The organism is Streptomyces sp. NPDC101393 (assembly GCF_044767385.1).
Classification (GTDB): domain Bacteria; phylum Actinomycetota; class Actinomycetes; order Streptomycetales; family Streptomycetaceae; genus Streptomyces.
On record NZ_JBIWNU010000001.1, the window covers coordinates 963,463 to 979,925 of the forward strand.

Here is a 16,463-nt window from a genome sequence, read left to right on the forward strand (position 1 = left end):
AGACGTCGAACGGCGTCCACGGCCGCCACCGGCCGTCACCGACGAGGAGTGGGTCATGGCGCAGGTTTTCGCGGAAATCTCGATGTCCCTGGACGGCTACATCGCCGGGCCGGACGACGGGGTCGACAACCCTCTGGGCGACCACGGCGAACGGCTCCACGAGTGGGTGTACGGCCTGGCCAGCTGGCGGGCGCCGCACGGGCTGACGGGTGGCGAGCAGAACCGCGACGCGGAAGTGGTGCACGAGTCGGTCGAGCGGACCGGCAGCGTGGTGATGGGCCGCCGGATGTTCGACAGCGGCGAGGGGCCGTGGGGCGACGAACCGCCCTTCCACGCACCGGTGTTCGTGGTGACGCACCGGCCGGCCGAGGATCTCGTCAAGCAGGGCGGCACCACCTTCCACTTCGTCACCGAGGGGGTCGAGGAGGCACTGCGGCGGGCGAAGGAGGTGGCGGGCGGCAAGGACGTGTCCGTCCCGGGCGGCGCCCAGGTGATCGACCAACTGCTCGGCGCCGGACTGCTTGACGCCTTGCAGATCCACCTCGTGCCGGTGCTGCTCGGCGGGGGCGTGCGGCTCTTCGACACGCTGCCGGCCGGGCTGCGCGAGCTGAAGGCGACCCGGGTGATCGCCTCCCCCGACGTGACCCATCTGCGGCTGCACACGGCGTGACGGTGGCCCGGTGCCGCGGGGCGGCCGTCCCCTGCGGCCCGGCAAGGGTCACGGCCGGCCGCCGCGCCCCCGTCCGCGCCGCGCCTGCTCCTTCGCGATCAGCTGCGTGAAGTCCCGCATCTCCGCGGAACGCAGGCCCGCACCGTCCTCGCCGTCGCCCTGACCACCCTCCTCGTCCCGCAGCAGGCCCTGCTCCCGGAGCCGGCGGGCGTGCACCTCGACGGGCGGATCGGGGTCGAAGTCGGAGGGCCGCGGCCCCTCGGGGCCGTCCGGGCCGACCCGGACCAGCCGTTCGACGCGCACCACCTTGAAGCGGCCCGCCCCGCCCTCGATCTCCAGGTCGTTCGCCGGCCGCTCGTCCAGCAGATTCGCGGCCCGTTCGTACGCGTCGCGCTGCGCTTCGTCGAGCTTGAGCGTGACGGGTGCCCTCACCCGCAGCCACATCGTCAGCGCGTCCCGCGCGCCCTGCGGCGTCCCGCGGGCGGCGGTGTGCGGCCGCCAACGGCCCTGATGCCACTCCGCGATCATGAACTCCACGGGCAGCAGCACCCCGCCCGGGTGGGTGCGGGCCGCCCGCCGCGCATCGCCCCGCACGTCCGCCGGGACCGTGCCGGGCGCCCGGACGAACTCCAGCAGGTCGAGCTTGAGCATCCCCTCGGACATCCCGGTCCCGACGGCCGGGTCGATCACGAAACCCTTCGTACGGCTCGGCACCCGGTGGGCCTCGCCGGGCGCCGCCGGGTCCGGGTCCGAGGGGCGCGGCGGCTCCGGGCCCTCGGGTCCGGTGCGCAGGAACTGTTCGCCGCGCACGACGCGATACCGGTCCCCCAGCACCGTCAGCTCGTCCACCCGCTCCCAGTCGAGCCGCTCCGCGGCCGCCGTGCATGCGGCGCGGCCCGCCTCGTCGCCGGCGTCGCCCGCCGCGCTCGCCAGCCGCCGGAACGTCGTCGCCAGGCCGTCCCTCGCGTCCTGCGGGGTGCCCGCCCCGACGCCGATGACCTCCCAGCCGCCCTCCTCGCGCTCCCGCGCCTGCCCGAAGACGGGGCCGCCCGCACCGAGGATCTCGGGATACGCCTCTCTCGCCCGCCATGCCTCCTCGTCGGAGAAGGCCGCCACCGGGTCGTCCTGTTCGGTCACCCTGATGGTCCGGTACGTCGGCACATCCTCACCGTGATGAGTCATGCACTCAGTGTGCTGGTCGTGGTCCGGCGCTCGCTGCGAAATCGCAGAATCGCGGGGTCGGGAGGGCCTGGGCCGCGCGGCCTCCGCGGCGGCTTCGCAGGGCCGGCCGGGTCACCGTCGGCGAGCCGCCCTCGTGGGCCGGGACGGTTCGCGAGACACTGCGCGCATGGCTGGCAAGGCACCGAAAGCACTGCTCCAAGGCGGACCCGAGGGGCTCACGGAGCGCATTGTTCCCCTCGATCCTCCCGGAGCCGAGCTGAAGATCCCGTATCGCGGTGGCTATGAGCACTTCAGGGCCACCCGGCGGGAGTGGGACACCGCCGAGGGACGGCTGCCCGTTTACGAGTGGTGGGAGCGCACGGAGCTGCCCGGGTAGCACCCCCGGTGCGTCAGGTGGTGTCAGCGGCGAAGGCTTCCAGGGCGATGCGCTGGGTCTTCTCCTGTTGCGGCCAGTCGGCGGCGGTGCCCAGGACGAGCACGGCGAACATCCGGCCGTCGGCGGTGGTGAAGGCGCAGTCGACGACCTTGACGCGTGCGCCCCTGCGGTCGCTGTCGTACGCGTAGACGAGCTGGTGGGCGTCCGGGCCGGGGGCGGGTTCGCCGATCGGCCCGAGGCTGATCTCCTCGTATCCCGGTTCGCCGGACCTGGTGCGTGAGGCCTTCACCAAGGCCTCGCGCTCGGATTCCTCTCCGGTGATGGCGAAGACCTGCAGCAACCCGCGGTCGTCCGACGCGGTGTAGAAGACCCCGTCCTCGGTCTTGCTGCGCTTCCAGCCCCGGGGAACCACGGTGGTGAAACCCGAGTCGTCGTGGACGAGGCGATAGCCGTCCGGGACCTCGGTACCGGACGGTGAGCCCTCGGGGGTCGGCGAGCCGGAGGAGGGCGCATCACTTGTGCCCGAGGTGCCGCCCACGGTCGCGGGGGCGGACGCCTGGGGGCGGGCGTGGGCCGGGGGGTCGCCGTCGCGGCCCCACAGCAGCCATCCGCCGCCGACGCCGACCGCGATCACGGCCACCGCGGCGCCCGCGATGAGCGCGGTCGAGTGGCTGCGCCCCGTACGGGTGGGCGGCTGAGGCGGATCGTCCTGAGGCGGCGGGTCACCCTGCGGCGGTGGCGGCGCGAAGTCGGGGCGCGGCGGCATCGGGCCCGTATATTGAACGGGCGGTGGTGTGCCGTCGTCCCAGCCCTGCGTCTCGTCGTTCCAGCGGCCGCCGCCACCACCCGTCATCGTCACCCTCCTACGAGCGCGGCGACCGCCTGCCCGACGGCCGCCCCGGAAGCCAGCAGGCCCACGACGGCGCCGGCGTCGGTCAGTGCGGTCCGCAGCCGAGCCAGCCGGCCGGGGCCGGCCGCCCCGGTGTCGGCGATCTCCGTCTCGGTGTCGGCCAGTTCGGTGCGCAGCGCCAGGGTCTCGGGGTTCTCCAGCACGACGGCAAGGTCGCCGCGCAGCGCGCGGACGGCACGCAGCAGCTCCGCCTGGGCCGGCTCCGGCGCGGGAACTGCGGCGGCTTCGTAGTTCGTCACGGTGTTCTGGTTGCCGATGGCGATCGCGCCCCGCACATTGCGCAGGTAGGTGCCGCCGCCCGGCTGGTCAGCTGTTGCCACGGTTGTTCCCTTCGTCCGGCGCGCTGCCGCCCTGGTTGTTGTTGTTGGTGATGGTGTGGTGGTCCCCGATGCCGACCGCCCCCTGGGCGGACTCGACGTAGACGCCGCCGCTGGCGACATTGACGATCCGCTGCTCGAACTCATCGGTCTGGTAACCGGATGCGCGCAGTGCGGTCGTCACCCCGGCCGCCACCCGCTGCTGAATCGTCGTCAGATACCGGGTGATGTCCATGTCCTGGAAAAGGGAGGAGTCGTCGGACGCACCCAGCTCGCGCACCGAGACTCCGGGACCGTCGGGCAGCGACGCCCCGTATCCCCCGGTGCCCATCCCCCACCCCAGCAGCAGGCCGCGCAGCAGTGTGACCACGGCGCGTCCCGCGGAACGGGGTGTGCGGGACAGCGCCCACACGGCCTTGCCGAACAGGTTCTGGTGGCGGTCGAGGTGCGCGAGCCGGTCAGCGTCCTGGAAGTCCTGCCGCAGCGGGAACAGCACATGCGGCGCGACCTCCAGCATCAGCATCCCGCCCTGAGTGTGCACCCGCACGAAGACCGTGGTCACGATGCCCTCGCCCCAGCCGCCGACCCGGATACGCAGGAAGTGCCGGCGGGTCTCCCCGCCCTCCTCCACCGCGCGGGCCCGGTGTGCCTCGGCCTCCTGCGCCGCGTACGGCGCGGCCTCGCGCGTGGGCAGCCCCTCGGCCGGCAGGAAGACGCACTCGTCGATCTCCAGCCCGCGCAGCCGGTCGCGCACCGCCTCCGCCGACTGCAACGAGCCGTGCGCGGACGGCACCCGAAGCGCCGCCACCAGCGGGACGATGCGTTGCAGGATGGCGCTGTTGTCCAACGGCTCGACGTCGCGGCCCGGCCGCGGCCGCAGCTCCACCGACAGCGACCAGGTCTTGTACGGACTGCCGGCACCACGGAACGGGTCGGCGGCGCGGTACATCACCAACGGCCCGTGCTGCTCGATGCGTACCCGGTCCCGCAACCGGACGAAGCGGCCGGCTTGGGACCGCTCCGCGGGGTCGGAGATGACGTCGGGGAAGCGCGCCCTGGACAGTTCGCCGGCCAGCACCCGGGCGAACTGACCGCGCTGCAGCCCCACCACCACGGCCGTCAGCAGCGGCAGCGCGAGGGTGATCCAGGACTGCGGGAGGAGGGAGGTCTCGTGGCCTGCGCCCAGGGACGACGGGTCCAGGCTGCCGACCTGCGGGCCGCCGGGCCACCCGCTGCCGCCGGAGGAGCCGTAGGGGTCGTAGTCGGAGGTGTCGCCGGTCATGAAGTCCGGCAGTCCCGACGGGATGACCCAAATGTTCGCCACCTCGTCGCCGCCGCACACCCTGTTGACCAGCGTCAGGAGGAAGAAGGCCAGCGTCAGCCGCCCGTACCAGCACAGCAGGAAGGAGAGGAACCGCGCGATCCACCGCGGAACCGGCGCCCGGCGGATGGCGCGGGCGAGGGCCATCAGCACCACGGGGAAGAGGTAGAACGACGCGAGGCCGGAGGATAAGGGGACGGCCACGATCCACAGCAGCACGATCAGCGACGCCCAGCAGATCTGGAGGCGTCGGGCGCGCAGCGCATGGGCCAGGACGCGGGCGGCGTCGATCCCCAGGGACGGCGCGACGAACCGTTCCTCGTGGACGTACAGCTCGTCGATGACCGCGTCGCGGAACCCGTCGTCCATGTAGGTGCCGGCGCACAGCAGCCGGGTGGCCTCACTGGCGCCGGGCGGGGTCACCGGGAACGGCGCGGGAGCCGGGTCCGCCTCCGGGCCGGGCGGCCCTGATGGCGGGGGCTCGTCGGGTTCGCCGGACTGCTCGGGCACACGTGTCTGCGTCACCGGTCTCCCCCAAGACACCAACAAGCCACCACTGCGGGCCGGTTGCACGGACGAGGAGCCGGTAAGCGGCCGCTGTGCGGAGCCGCAGCATAGGGCAGAACGACACTCCGTGTCAGCGCCCATGACCATGCGGTGACACGAAGTCGTCGTCATACCGCCGGTGAACGGCGGGTCACGGACGGGCGGCATGCCCGCGGACGCGGCCGAGGGCCGTCCGGAGCGGCGCCCCGAACGGCCCTCGGCCGAACCCTTTGCTCAGTGGTCGCTGCTCAGGTTGAGCATGACCACGCCGCCGATGATCAGGGCAAGTCCCAGGAGTTTGGGGGTGGTCGCGGATTCCTCCATGAACACCATGCCTATGACCGCGATCGCGGCCGTGCCGAGGCCCGACCAGATCGCATAGGCGATGCCCAGCTCCATCTTTTTGAGCGCCTGAGCCAGCAGCGAGAACGCGGCGAGGTAACTGATCGCCATGATCACGCTCGGCAGCAGTTTGGTCATACCTTCGCTCAGCTTCAGGAAGGAAGTGGCGATGACTTCGGCGGTGATGGCGCTGAGCAGCAGTACCCAGACCATGGTCGACCCCAATCTGTCGTTCGGTCAGAGAATTCGTCCGTTGCTTCACCATCGCCACTACGGCGGGCCAACTACCTTCTTCAGCCGGCCCGCTGCGGCACGATGCGGACGAAGCCCATCGATCACGGGGTCGATCCAGGTCAGCCGGCCCGGGCACCGGGAACAGGGCCGGCACGACGACGGCGTGACGCGCCGCCGCACGCGGGCCCGCAACTCCGGTGGTGCGCGCAGGAGGGCCGGGCGGACCGGCCCTCCCGCGCGACCGGAGGGCACAGCGGGTAACGGTGCAGCCGTCACGAACCAGCCGACGGTCGGTCCCACGGCGGCATACCGCTGTACGCGCGTCCGATGAGGGACACCCACCGGTGCACGGAGTCCTCGATCGGTGCGAACGGTCCGGGCCGGTAGTGCGGTGAGGTGAGCCCGCGCTGTACGGACTCGCAGGCATCCCAGTCCTGCAGGTTGATGCGGTGCCAGAAGTCCACGGGGCTCGCGTCGAGGACCCCGTCCTGGGCGTACCAGGAGCACTCGACGCGGCTGCGGCCCGGGGATTCCGCCACCAGATGGTGGATCAGCACGTAGTCGGGGTGCAGCGAGATGAAGAGGTTGGGGACCAGCGCGGCGTAGAACACCTTGTCCAGGTCGACGCCGGGCAGGATCGCGCCACCGGCCCGCCCGTCCATCGACATGGTCTGCGCGCCCTCGGCCAGGTCCATCGTGCCGCCGACCCAGGCTCCGGGCTCGTCGGCGATGTAGGCGGCGCTGTTGGGCGGCGCCACCGCGCTCAACTCGGGGTGGATGTGCGGGCAGTGGTAGCACTCCTGGTAGTTCTCGACGATCACCTTCCAGTTCGCCGCCACCTCGTAGCTGCGCGTGGCGGCCAGCTTCAGCCGCTCGGGCGCATACGGTGCGACGTGCCCGGCGAGCGCTCCCAGGTATGCGGGGAAGGGCGCGGCGTCGTCACTGGCGTTGACGAAGACCCAGCCGTGCCAGACCTCGGCCGGGAGCTCGATCAGCCCGTGGTCCTCCGGCAGCTCCGGGAACCGGGGCGCCGTGCGCAGCGAACCGTCCATTTTGAACGTCCAGGAGTGATACGGGCAATGCACCACGCGCTTGCTCGACGAGCAGCCGTCGGCCAGCAGTTCGTGCCCGCGGTGCCGGCAGGTGTTGGCGAACGCGGCGATCCGGTCGCCGTCCCTGGTCAGCAGAACCGGCACGGTGCCCACCTGCCGGGCGTACTGGGTCGCCCCCTCGGGGAAGACCTCCTCCACCCGGCCGAGGCAGCTCCAGGTGCCGGCGAAGAGATGGCGCTGTTCCCAGGCGAACACCTCGGGCGCAGTGTAGGCCGCCGCCGGCAGCATGCTGGATTTGCCGAACGGCCCTGTCACGCGGGTGATTTCGTCGGGAGGCAGCGGCGCGTGCGGCCAATCCGCTGGTGTGGTCGTCGTCATCAGGCGTCCCCTCCGGTATTCAGGAAAGCGAAGATCTCGGTGTGTGCCGTGCTCTGTGCGTGGTGTTCCGACGGGCGGGGCCGACGGGCGCCGACGGGCGCGTGTACTCCGACGCGCTCTCCGACGGTTCTCACGGGCGCGGTTCCTGTCGGGCGGTCCGCGCCGGATCTCGTTCGACGACCGGATCCAGGATGGCGTCGATCTGCGCGCGCACCTCCTGATCCAGGGTGAGCCCTGCCACCGCGACGTTCTCGATCAGTTGCTTCGGATGGGACGCGCCGACGATCGCCGAGGCGACATGGGGGTTCTGCAAGGTCCACGCCACCGCGAGCTGCGCCAGCGTCAGCCCGAGCCCATCCGCCAGCGGCCGGAGTCGCTGCACCCGGCTGAGCACCTCGTCGCGCATGAAGGGGTCCAGCCACTGGCGGCCCTCCGCGTCGGCGCCGCGCGATCCGGAGGGCGGCTGCTTGCCCGGCAGATATTTGCCGGTCAGCACACCCTGGGCGATCGGCGACCAGACGATCTGCCCGATGCCCAGCTCCGCGCAGGCGGGAATCACCTCGGACTCGATCACCCGCCACAACATGGAGTACTGGGGCTGATTGGCGATCAGCGGAATACGCAGTTCCCGGGCGAGCCGGTGCGCCGCGCGAATATCCTCGGCGGGCCATTCGGACACCCCGATATAGCGGGCCTTACCTGCCCGGACGATGTCGTGGAACGCCTCCATCGTCTCTTCGAGAGGCGTCTCGACGTCGTATTGGTGGGCCCAGTAGATGTCCACGTAATCGGTGCGCAGCCGGCGCAGTGATCCGTCGATCGAATCCAGCATGTGCTTGCGGGACAGGCCGCGGTCGTTGGGTCCGGGCCCGGTCGGCCAGTAGACCTTGGTGCTGATCTCCAGCCCCGCCCGCCGCTGCGGTGCCAGGGCCCGCCCCAGCACCTCTTCCGCGCGGGTGTCCGCGTACATGTCCGCGGTGTCGAAGGTGGTGATCCCCGCGTCAAGTGCCGCGCCCACACAGGCGAATGCGGATTCCTCGTCGATCTGCTGGCCGTGAGTGAGCCAGTTGCCGTAGGCGATCTCGCTGACCATCAGTCCGCTGTCACCGACATGACGGTGCTCCATCACTCCTCCTTCAAGTCGTCGTCCCTCAGGACGGGTTCAGTCCTGGCGCCCGTTCGGTGCGGGCAGGAATCCGGAATCCACCAGGTACTGGATGTACCGGTCGAGAAGGGGGTGATCGATTTCGGGGCAGTCGACGCCCGATCCGGCGAGACCCTGCGAGGTGTTCGTCCGGTCGTAGCCGTAATCGTCGAGCTGAAGGGAATCCACCGCCGCGCTGACCAGGACGAGGGTCGCCCGGACCGAGCTGTTGCGGTCCTCTGCCAGGAGGTCCGCGTGACGCTGGAGCCGGCGCATCCAGTCGTCGTACGGCACGGCATCGACGCGGTGGCCGGCGGCGCGGATCCGGTCGATGATCGCGTCGATCCTGACGGTCCGGGGATTGGTCAGGTTGAACTCGCTGCCGAGGGACTCCGGACGCAGCGCGAGGCGCACATACGCCGTGGCGACGTAGTCGACCGGTACGAGGTTCACCTCGGTCCATCCGGCACCGGCCACCGGCACCGCCCCGATCTCGACGCACGCCCGGATGTAGTGCCACAGGCCGTCATTGCCGCCGACGGCACCGGTGGCCGTGTGGCCGCCGATCTGCGCGGGCCGGTACACCGCGGAGGGGATGCCGCGCACCCGCGCGATGCGGAGCATTTCCTCAGCCACCCATTTGGTGCGCGCATATCCCTCGGCGGGCATCAGATCGGGATCGACCCGCCGGTCCTCCACCAGCGGCTCCGGGTTGTTCGCGGTGCCGATCAGCGCGCTCGTCGCGGAGACGTAGTGCACCGGCGTGACCCGCTTGCTCGCGGCCAGCCGCAGCACCTCCCGGGTGCCGCCGACGTTGGCCGCCCTGAGCCGGCTGTAGGCATCGACCAGATTGACCCGCGCACCGTTGTGGAAGATCAGGTCGATCTGCTCGGCCAGCGTGTCGAACTGCGGTTCCGACAGCCCGCACAGCGGCTTCTCCAGGTCGGCGGCGATCGCGGTGATCCGGTCGGCGTCCACACCGTCCGCGAGACCGTAGCCGCGCAGGCTGTCCAGCACGCGCGCCGCCGCCTCGGTGTCCTCGCTGGCGCGCACCAGGCAGTAGACCTGGGCGTCCGTCGTGTCGAGGAGTTCCCTGAGCACGAACGACCCGACGAAGCCGGTCGCACCGGTCAGCAGGACCCGGCGCGGAGCACGGACCAGGTCCTCGTCCATCGGCGCGCTGCCCACCGTCGAGAGGGCCGGGTCGAGGAAGGCTTCCTCGACGAGGTCGACGTCGGCGGCGTAGGCGTCGCCGGATTCCGGGCGGATGAGCAGATCCGCGAGCGCGGCCGCGGTCGGCCGGGCGAATATCTCGTGGACCGGCAGGTCGACGCCGATCCGCTGCTTGATCTGGCTGGCCAGGCGGACCGCCAGGATGCTGTTGCCGAACTCGAAGAAGCTGTCGTCGACGCCGACCTGTGGCACCCCGAGCACCTCGCTGAAGAGCTCACACAGCGTCTCCTCCATCGAGTTGCCCGGCGCGCGGCCCGCGGAGGCGGGCGTCAGCCGCGGTGCCGGCAGCGCCGCGCGGTCGAGCTTCCCATTCGCGTTGAACGGCAGCGCGTCCAGCCGCACGAAGGCCGCAGGAATCATGTATTCCGGCAACGTTTTGGCCAGGTGTGCCCGCAAGGAGGCGGTGGGCAGATCCGCCGCGACGGCCGTCATCGGCTCGTTGGCGTAGGAGGTCAGCGGTGCCTTCTCCGCGGCGCCGGGCCGGTAGAGACCGGACAGCACCGGGAAGGCGGGCCCGTCGGCGGGGACCAGGACGCAGTCGAAGCTGCCGTCCAGCGGCCCGGACCAGGTGAGGATGGCCTGATACCCCAACCGCTCGGCCAGGGCCCGGAGTTCCTCGGGATCGACACCGCGCCCCTCGGCACGCAGCTCGGACAGCACCGCGCCGATGGCCGCGCCCTCGGTGAGACGGCGGGAGGCGGCGATCTCGTGGGCGATGCGTCCGTTCGGAATCCCCGAGACGCGGAACGGCGCTGCCGCCGGGGCGTCCAGGCGGACCGCCAGCTCGTCCAGTGCGGCGACGTCCTGCCCCCACCGCAGTACGGGCAGCTCACCCAACGACCGGTCCGCGGGCTCGGCGGTGCCGGACTTCTTGCGCAGCACGACGTCGTAGCGGTACCGCGTGAACTCGTTGTGATACCGGCCCGGCTTGAGACGCATGTCCACGGCCTCGACGGAGTCCATCCGGTCGGCGAGAGCGGTGTAGAACTCCGGGTGCATCATCAGGTCTTTTTCCAGGGCCAGCGCGTGCTCCACATCGCGCCGTACCTCCGCCGCATCCATGCGGCCGTCGGCACGGTGGAGGTGGATCGCGGTCTTCAGGCTGCGCAGCAGACCGAGATGCCGTACGTCCCCGACGACGACGCAACCGCCGGGGCGGATCAGGTCCATCGCGTTCGTCAGGACACGCACGAGGTAGTCGACCGTCGGGAAGTGCTGGATCACCGAGTTGATGACGACGAGGTCGAAGAAGTCCCTGGGCAGGCCGTCAAGGTCGTCGGCCGGCTGGCACCGCAGCTCGACCTTCCCGGCCAGCGCGGGATCCAGATCGACCTGGGCCCTGATGTTGTCGATGACCGGAGCGGAGAGGTCCGTGCCCCAGTAGGCCTCACAGGACGGCGCCAAGCGGGCCAGGGTCAGGCCGGCGCCCACCCCGATGTCGAGTACGCGGCGCGCCTGCAGCGACCGCAGTCGCGCCGCGGTGTCGTCCTGGATCTCCCTGAGCTGCTCCATCGGGAGCAGATGCCCGTCATAGCTGCTCTTCCAGACCCCGAAGTCCTCGCCGAGCGGCGGCTGCGCCGCGTCGGTGCCGGTGTAGACGGAGTCGTACACCTTCTGCCACTCGTCGACCTTCTCCCGCGCGGCCTCTTCGGACTCCACCTGGGCGGCCGGCACCACGTAGGCCACCAGCCGCTGGTCACCGGGGGTGTCCTCGCGCACCTCGACCGCCGCCTGGCTGACCAGCGGATGCGTGACCGCGGCGGTTTCGATCTCACCGAGTTCGACCCGGTGGCCGCGGATCTTGACCTGCCGGTCGGCCCGGCCGACGAATTCGAGGTTGCCGTCGTCGGCCAGGCGCACCAGGTCACCGGTGCGGTACATGCGTGACTCGCCCTGGCCGAACGGGTTGCGGACGAAGCGCTCCGCCGTCAGCGCCGGCTGGTTCAGATAGCCACGCGCGACCCCGTCTCCGGCGATGTACAACTCGCCGACCTCGCCCGGGGGCACCAGCTCCTGCTCGGGGCCGAGCACATGGACCTCGGTGTTGGCCAGCGGCCGCCCGATGGGCGGCGGGCCGGTGATCTCGTGCAGCGGCGCGATGGTCGACCAGACGGTGGTCTCGGTCGGCCCGTACAGATTCACCACCTCACGGCCGAGGGAGAGCATCGCCGTGGCGACACCCGGGGGCAGTGCCTCGCCGCCGACCAGCATGCGCAGTCCACGCAGGCTGTCCGGGATCTGCTCGACCAGCATTCCCCACCAGGTCGGCGTGCCCTGCACGAGGGTGACGCCCTGGCTCAGCAGTGCGGCGACGGTCGCCGGTTCGCGGTTGGCGCCGGAGGGCGCGAGCACGATGCCGGCCCCGCGCACGAGCGGAAGGAAGAGCTCCACGCCGGACATGTCGAAACCCAGTACCGAGGCGGCCAGCATCCGGTCGTCGGACGTCAGGCCGAACCGCTCGCCCAGGTCGGTCAGCACATTGATCAGATTGCCGTGCGTGACCACGACACCCTTGGGCCGGCCGGTCGAACCGGAGGTGTAGATGACGTAGATCGGGTGGGTGGACCGGAGCGGCGCGACGCGGTCGTCATCCGTCAGGTCCCCGTCGGCCCACTCGCTGTTCTCCCCGAACAGCGACAGGTCGTCGAGCGTGATGGCCGGAATATTGGCCTCTGCCAGCCCGACCGGGGTCGATTCGGTCGTGGTGAGGATCAGTTTCGGCCGCACATCCTCGGCCATCAACGCGACGCGTTCAGCGGGCTGTTGGGGGTCGATCGCGAAGTACGCGGCCCCCGCTTTGAGCACCGCGAGGAGCGCCACGACCATGTGCTCGGTCCTCGGTAGCGCGACAGCCACGAAGTCTTCGGGGCCGATTCCGCGCGAAACCAGCGAGCGGGCCAGCCGGTTGGCGCGGGAGTTCAGCTCGGCATACGTGTAGGTGCGGTTCCCGGATAAGAGGGCCACCGCATCGGGAGAGGCGTCAGCACACGCTTCGAACAGAATCGGAATGGTCGGCCGCGAAACGGTCACCACAGCAACCCACTTTCGTGCGATTTCAGCGACAGGGCAGCCTTGATCCCTTACGGGGCGACATCCCCCTGTGGCTACCCGGCATGGACCGTACCTCCGCGAACATCGCCGGATCCAGGCTCTTCCGCCCCTCCCAACTCACCCGCAACAGGCGGGGGTTGACAGCTCCGCGGATCACCCCCTACACCGCGCCCGGTACCGCGGATCCGGTGAGGCCGCCACCATGGCGGCGCCGCTCCGCGACCGCACGGCGGCAGGGGCGCCCGCACGTCGTCGGCCATCGGCGCGGGCCTGGTCAAGTTGCATGCGGGGGCCATGAGTTGACATATGACAGTGGTGGCCCGGCCGCTCGGATCACCCGGTGGGAGCCGGCGCGCATGCGCTGCTGGACCGTCCTCCCGGTGTCGAACCTTCGGCTCATTTCATGCGGTGATCGGGGGCGTTCAGGACATGAGGTGAGGCCTGAAGTTGCGGTGAGATCCGGCCGAAGATGGCCAGTTATCCCCCGGGCGCCGGCGACGGATCCCATCAGGGCATCGGCCGGTCCGGCGCTCCCCGGGGCGCGGAGGACCCCCGGCCCGCGCCGCGGCTCCTCCGGGAGCGACCCGGACAGCACGGAGCCCGCACGGTCCGGTCGGACCGTGCGGGCTCTGTGCGGTTCAGCGGCGGCGCGGGGCGCCGGGGTGGCTCAGAGGAGGCCGAGACCGCGGACGGCCTCGCGCTCCTCCGCGAGCTCCTGCACCGACGCGTCGATGCGCTCGCGCGAGAAGTCGTTGATCTCCAGGCCCTGGACGATCTCGTACTTGCCGCCCTTGGTGGTGACGGGGAAGGAGGAGATGAGGCCCTCCGGGACGCCGTACGAGCCGTCCGAAGGGATGCCCATCGAGGTCCAGTCGCCGTCCGCGGTGCCGTTGACCCAGGTGTGCACGTGGTCGATGGCGGCGTTGGCGGCGGAGGCGGCCGAGGAGGCGCCGCGCGCCTCGATGATGGCGGCGCCGCGCTTGGCGACGGTCGGGATGAAGCTGTCCGACAGCCACTTCTCGTCGTTGACGGCCTCGGCGGCGTTCTTGCCCGCGACCTCGGCGTGGAAGATGTCCGGGTACTGGGTCGCGGAGTGGTTGCCCCAGATGGTCAGGCGACGGATCTCGCTGACCGGCACGCCGGTCTTCTTCGAGAGCTGCGAGAGCGCACGGTTGTGGTCCAGGCGGGTCATCGCGGTGAAGCGCTCGGCCGGTACGTCCGGGGCGGCGGCCTGCGCGATCAGCGCGTTGGTGTTCGCGGGGTTGCCCACGACCAGCACCTTGATGTCGTCCGCGGCGTGCGCGTTGATCGCGGCGCCCTGCGGCTTGAAGATGCCGCCGTTGGCCTCCAGCAGGTCGCCGCGCTCCATGCCCTTCGTACGGGGGCGGGCGCCGACGAGCAGGGCGACGTTCGCGCCGTCGAAGGCCGCGTTCGGATCGTCCGAGATGTCGATGCCCTGGAGCAGCGGGAAGGCGCAGTCGTCGAGCTCCATTGCGGTGCCCTCGGCGGCCTTCAGACCCTGCGGGATCTCCAGGAGGCGCAGCTTGACCGGCACGTCCGCGCCGAGCAGGTGACCGGAGGCGATGCGGAAGAGAAGTGCGTAACCGATCTGGCCGGCGGCGCCGGTGACGGTGACATTGACGGGAGTGCGGGTCATGGCGATCTCCTGCGCGATATTTTCTGCGGGTTCCTGGGGGCAAGCCCCCGGACCACCATGGGTGGCGGTGGGTGTCCCTGCCCATTTATCGAGGTCTCATCGATGTCTCTTGGTATCGAGAGACCCGCGTCAGGCTATCGGACCCCCGCACGGCGCAGGCGTCGGGCCGGTGTGGAACACCTCACCGGGCGCGTCCGGGCCCCCTCGAACCCCCGGCACAGGCCGGTCGCGCAGGCCCCCGCGAGTGGTGGGCGGCCGCCCGCTGTGGAGGGGGGAGTGCAGGCGGCCGCCGAGTTGTGCCACACCCGTGGGGGGATATTCATCGCATGCCCGGGATCCGTACGGACATGCCCCCTCATTTCTCGCCACCTTTGCGAGGGGCGCTTCCGGCCACGCATGGCCGAAGGAGGGCGGCCGGCTCGCCTACGGGGCAACCGGGACGGGGCGGGCGCAGGCCTTCGTTCCGGCGACCGTGGTGCCGCAGGCCGCGACCTTCGCCGGATCGCCGGGCACCGCGACCATCGGGGTGTACGCGTCGCCGTCCCGGCCCGCGCGAGCCGTGGCGCTGCGGTCGCCCGCGCTGACGGTGGCCTGATCACCCTGGGTCGCGCCGGTGATCCGCGCCCAGGCCGCGTGGCAGACCTTGCTGTAGCGGACCTCGATGAGGACGGTGCCCGCCGTGCCCCGGGACGGGCTGACGGCGTACTGCCCGCTGCACCCCATCTTCTCCGGGTCCTTGCCGGCGCAGTCGGCGCCGGAGCACCCCACACCGGCCGGCAGCACCGGCCTCTTGCTCGGCGGCGCCGACGGCTTGGACGCCGCCTTCGCGCTGCCGCCGTCGGCCGGATGGATCAGCAGCACGGCGGCGAGCGCGACCAGCAGCGCGCCCACCGCCCCGACGGCGAACATCACGGCGCGCCGCCCGCGCGCGGGCCGGTCCTCGCCGTATGAGCCCTCGGCAGGGGGCGCGGCCGCGAGCGGGGAGGCGGGGCTCGGTATGTGGTCGGCGACGTCGGGGATCACCACGGTGGGCGGGGACGCGGGAGCAGCCGGGAGGAGCATCTCGGAGAAGTCGACCTCGGACGGCAACTCCCCGCTCCTCTGCTGCGGCACCTGGGGAGCCTGGGGAGCCTGGGGAGCCTGGGGAGCCTTCGACATCTTGGGGGTCTTGGGCGTCTTGGCCGTCTTGGCCGTCTTGGCCGTCTTGGCCGTCTTGGCCGTCGTGGCCGTCGACCGGGGCGTGGTCACGGCAGCTTTCGCCGTCTGCTTCCGTACCGCCGCCGCGCGCGCCGCGTCCGACGGCGCCGTGTCCCACTCCCCGAGCGCGGCCCGCGCCTGGGCCACCCGTATGGCTTCCATGGTGTGGTCGTGCCGCATCTCCGAGCGGCTCCAGGCGCGTTCGGCCAGCTCCCACAGGGTGGTGAGATGCCCGGAGTTGGCGCCGGTCACCTCGGCCAGGGCGATGACGGCGCGCTGCGGCGCCAGCAGCCTGGCGTTGAGATAGCGCTCCCAGGACGTCTTGCTGAATCCCGTACGGTCCGCGACCGCGGCCACGCTCAGGCCGCTGCGCTCGACGAGTCGACGCAGTTGTCCGGCGAACTCCCGCACCTCCGGATCGAGTTCTTCCGGTAGTGCCTTCCAGCGAGGCATTGCCTCCCCCTCATCCCCACATATGCGCACCTGCGCCGTGCGCCGGCCTGCCCGTGTCCGCGCCACCGGACCGCCCTCGCTCCCGCCGTCCCGGGTATCGGGACAACGGCCCCCCGGGGCCGCCCTCTTGGCTACCCACTGGGATGCGTCGCGAGAGACGTCCGTTCCCATCTCAGGGGCGCACGGGAGCATTTCGGGCATTGGTCACACACCCGCGCACGCCCCGTGACCCGAGCAGTGTGGCACTTTTGGCGGCACCTTCACGACCCTCATACAGCTCCGCGTACTTCCGTTCACATGCGGAACGGCGTCTGGACGTGCACGAAGGGCATGGGATAAGGGCTTGCCGGGGTCCCGTGAGGCGTACGTCACGGGCGAGAGCGCCACACAGCGTGCGCTT

At 71.1% G+C, this 16,463-nt stretch carries 12 protein-coding genes; 2 read left to right on the top strand and 10 right to left on the bottom strand.

The genetic code is table 11. The annotated features are described in order from the left end of the window. The first annotated feature begins 55 nt into the window (after nt 1-55). Nucleotides 56-670 carry a dihydrofolate reductase family protein gene (locus tag ACIRQ7_RS04190; protein ID WP_404259685.1) on the top strand — a complete coding sequence of 205 codons (615 nt, stop codon included), beginning with the start codon at nt 56-58 and terminating at the stop codon, nt 668-670. A gap of 48 nt (nt 671-718) precedes the next feature. Here ACIRQ7_RS04190 and ACIRQ7_RS04195 read toward each other — a convergent pair whose 3' ends face one another. Continuing rightward, nucleotides 719-1,852: a DUF5954 family protein gene (locus ACIRQ7_RS04195; RefSeq protein ID WP_404259687.1), complete on the bottom strand. Its 1,134-nt coding sequence runs from the start codon at nt 1,850-1,852 to the stop codon at nt 719-721. A gap of 166 nt (nt 1,853-2,018) precedes the next feature. On the opposite strand from ACIRQ7_RS04195, the gene ACIRQ7_RS04200 reads away from it, so the two are divergent. Continuing rightward, nucleotides 2,019-2,228, top strand: coding sequence for a DUF5988 family protein (locus tag ACIRQ7_RS04200; RefSeq protein WP_401462020.1), 210 nt, complete (start codon nt 2,019-2,021; stop codon nt 2,226-2,228). A gap of 13 nt (nt 2,229-2,241) precedes the next feature. Here the strand turns inward: ACIRQ7_RS04200 and ACIRQ7_RS04205 are convergent, their stop codons facing one another. The 9 genes from ACIRQ7_RS04205 to ACIRQ7_RS04245 form a co-directional block, all read right to left on the bottom strand. After that, a complete protein-coding gene (locus ACIRQ7_RS04205) occupies nt 2,242-3,081 on the bottom strand; it encodes a hypothetical protein (RefSeq protein ID WP_404259689.1) in 840 nt (279 codons plus the stop codon). 2 nt (nt 3,082-3,083) lie between these two features. After that, the gene (locus ACIRQ7_RS04210) at nt 3,084-3,458 is read right to left on the bottom strand and encodes a hypothetical protein (protein ID WP_404259690.1); all 375 of its coding nucleotides are present in this window, start codon (nt 3,456-3,458) and stop codon (nt 3,084-3,086) included. After that, a complete protein-coding gene (locus ACIRQ7_RS04215; protein ID WP_404259692.1) occupies nt 3,445-5,301 on the bottom strand; it encodes a hypothetical protein in 1,857 nt (618 codons plus the stop codon). Before ACIRQ7_RS04215 ends, ACIRQ7_RS04210 begins: the two co-directional genes overlap by 14 nt. 255 nt (nt 5,302-5,556) lie before the next feature. Next, nucleotides 5,557-5,877 (bottom strand): DMT family transporter, encoded by a 321-nt coding sequence (locus ACIRQ7_RS04220; protein WP_404259694.1) that lies wholly within the window; start codon nt 5,875-5,877, stop codon nt 5,557-5,559. A 293-nt stretch (nt 5,878-6,170) separates the two neighbouring features. Next, nucleotides 6,171-7,265, bottom strand: a complete 1,095-nt coding sequence (locus ACIRQ7_RS04225; protein WP_403667463.1) for an SRPBCC family protein — start codon at nt 7,263-7,265, stop codon at nt 6,171-6,173. A gap of 193 nt (nt 7,266-7,458) precedes the next feature. After that, the gene (locus ACIRQ7_RS04230; protein WP_404259696.1) at nt 7,459-8,454 is read right to left on the bottom strand and encodes an aldo/keto reductase family protein; all 996 of its coding nucleotides are present in this window, start codon (nt 8,452-8,454) and stop codon (nt 7,459-7,461) included. Nucleotides 8,455-8,490: 36 nt separating this feature from the next. Continuing rightward, entirely contained in the window at nt 8,491-12,738 is a 4,248-nt protein-coding gene (locus tag ACIRQ7_RS04235; RefSeq protein ID WP_404259697.1) for an amino acid adenylation domain-containing protein, read from the bottom strand. Nucleotides 12,739-13,423: 685 nt separating this feature from the next. After that, nucleotides 13,424-14,413, bottom strand: a complete 990-nt coding sequence (locus ACIRQ7_RS04240) for a malate dehydrogenase (protein WP_404259699.1) — start codon at nt 14,411-14,413, stop codon at nt 13,424-13,426. Nucleotides 14,414-14,836: 423 nt separating this feature from the next. Next, nucleotides 14,837-16,063 carry a helix-turn-helix domain-containing protein gene (locus ACIRQ7_RS04245; RefSeq protein WP_404259700.1) on the bottom strand — a complete coding sequence of 409 codons (1,227 nt, stop codon included), beginning with the start codon at nt 16,061-16,063 and terminating at the stop codon, nt 14,837-14,839. Nucleotides 16,064-16,463 lie beyond the last annotated feature (400 nt).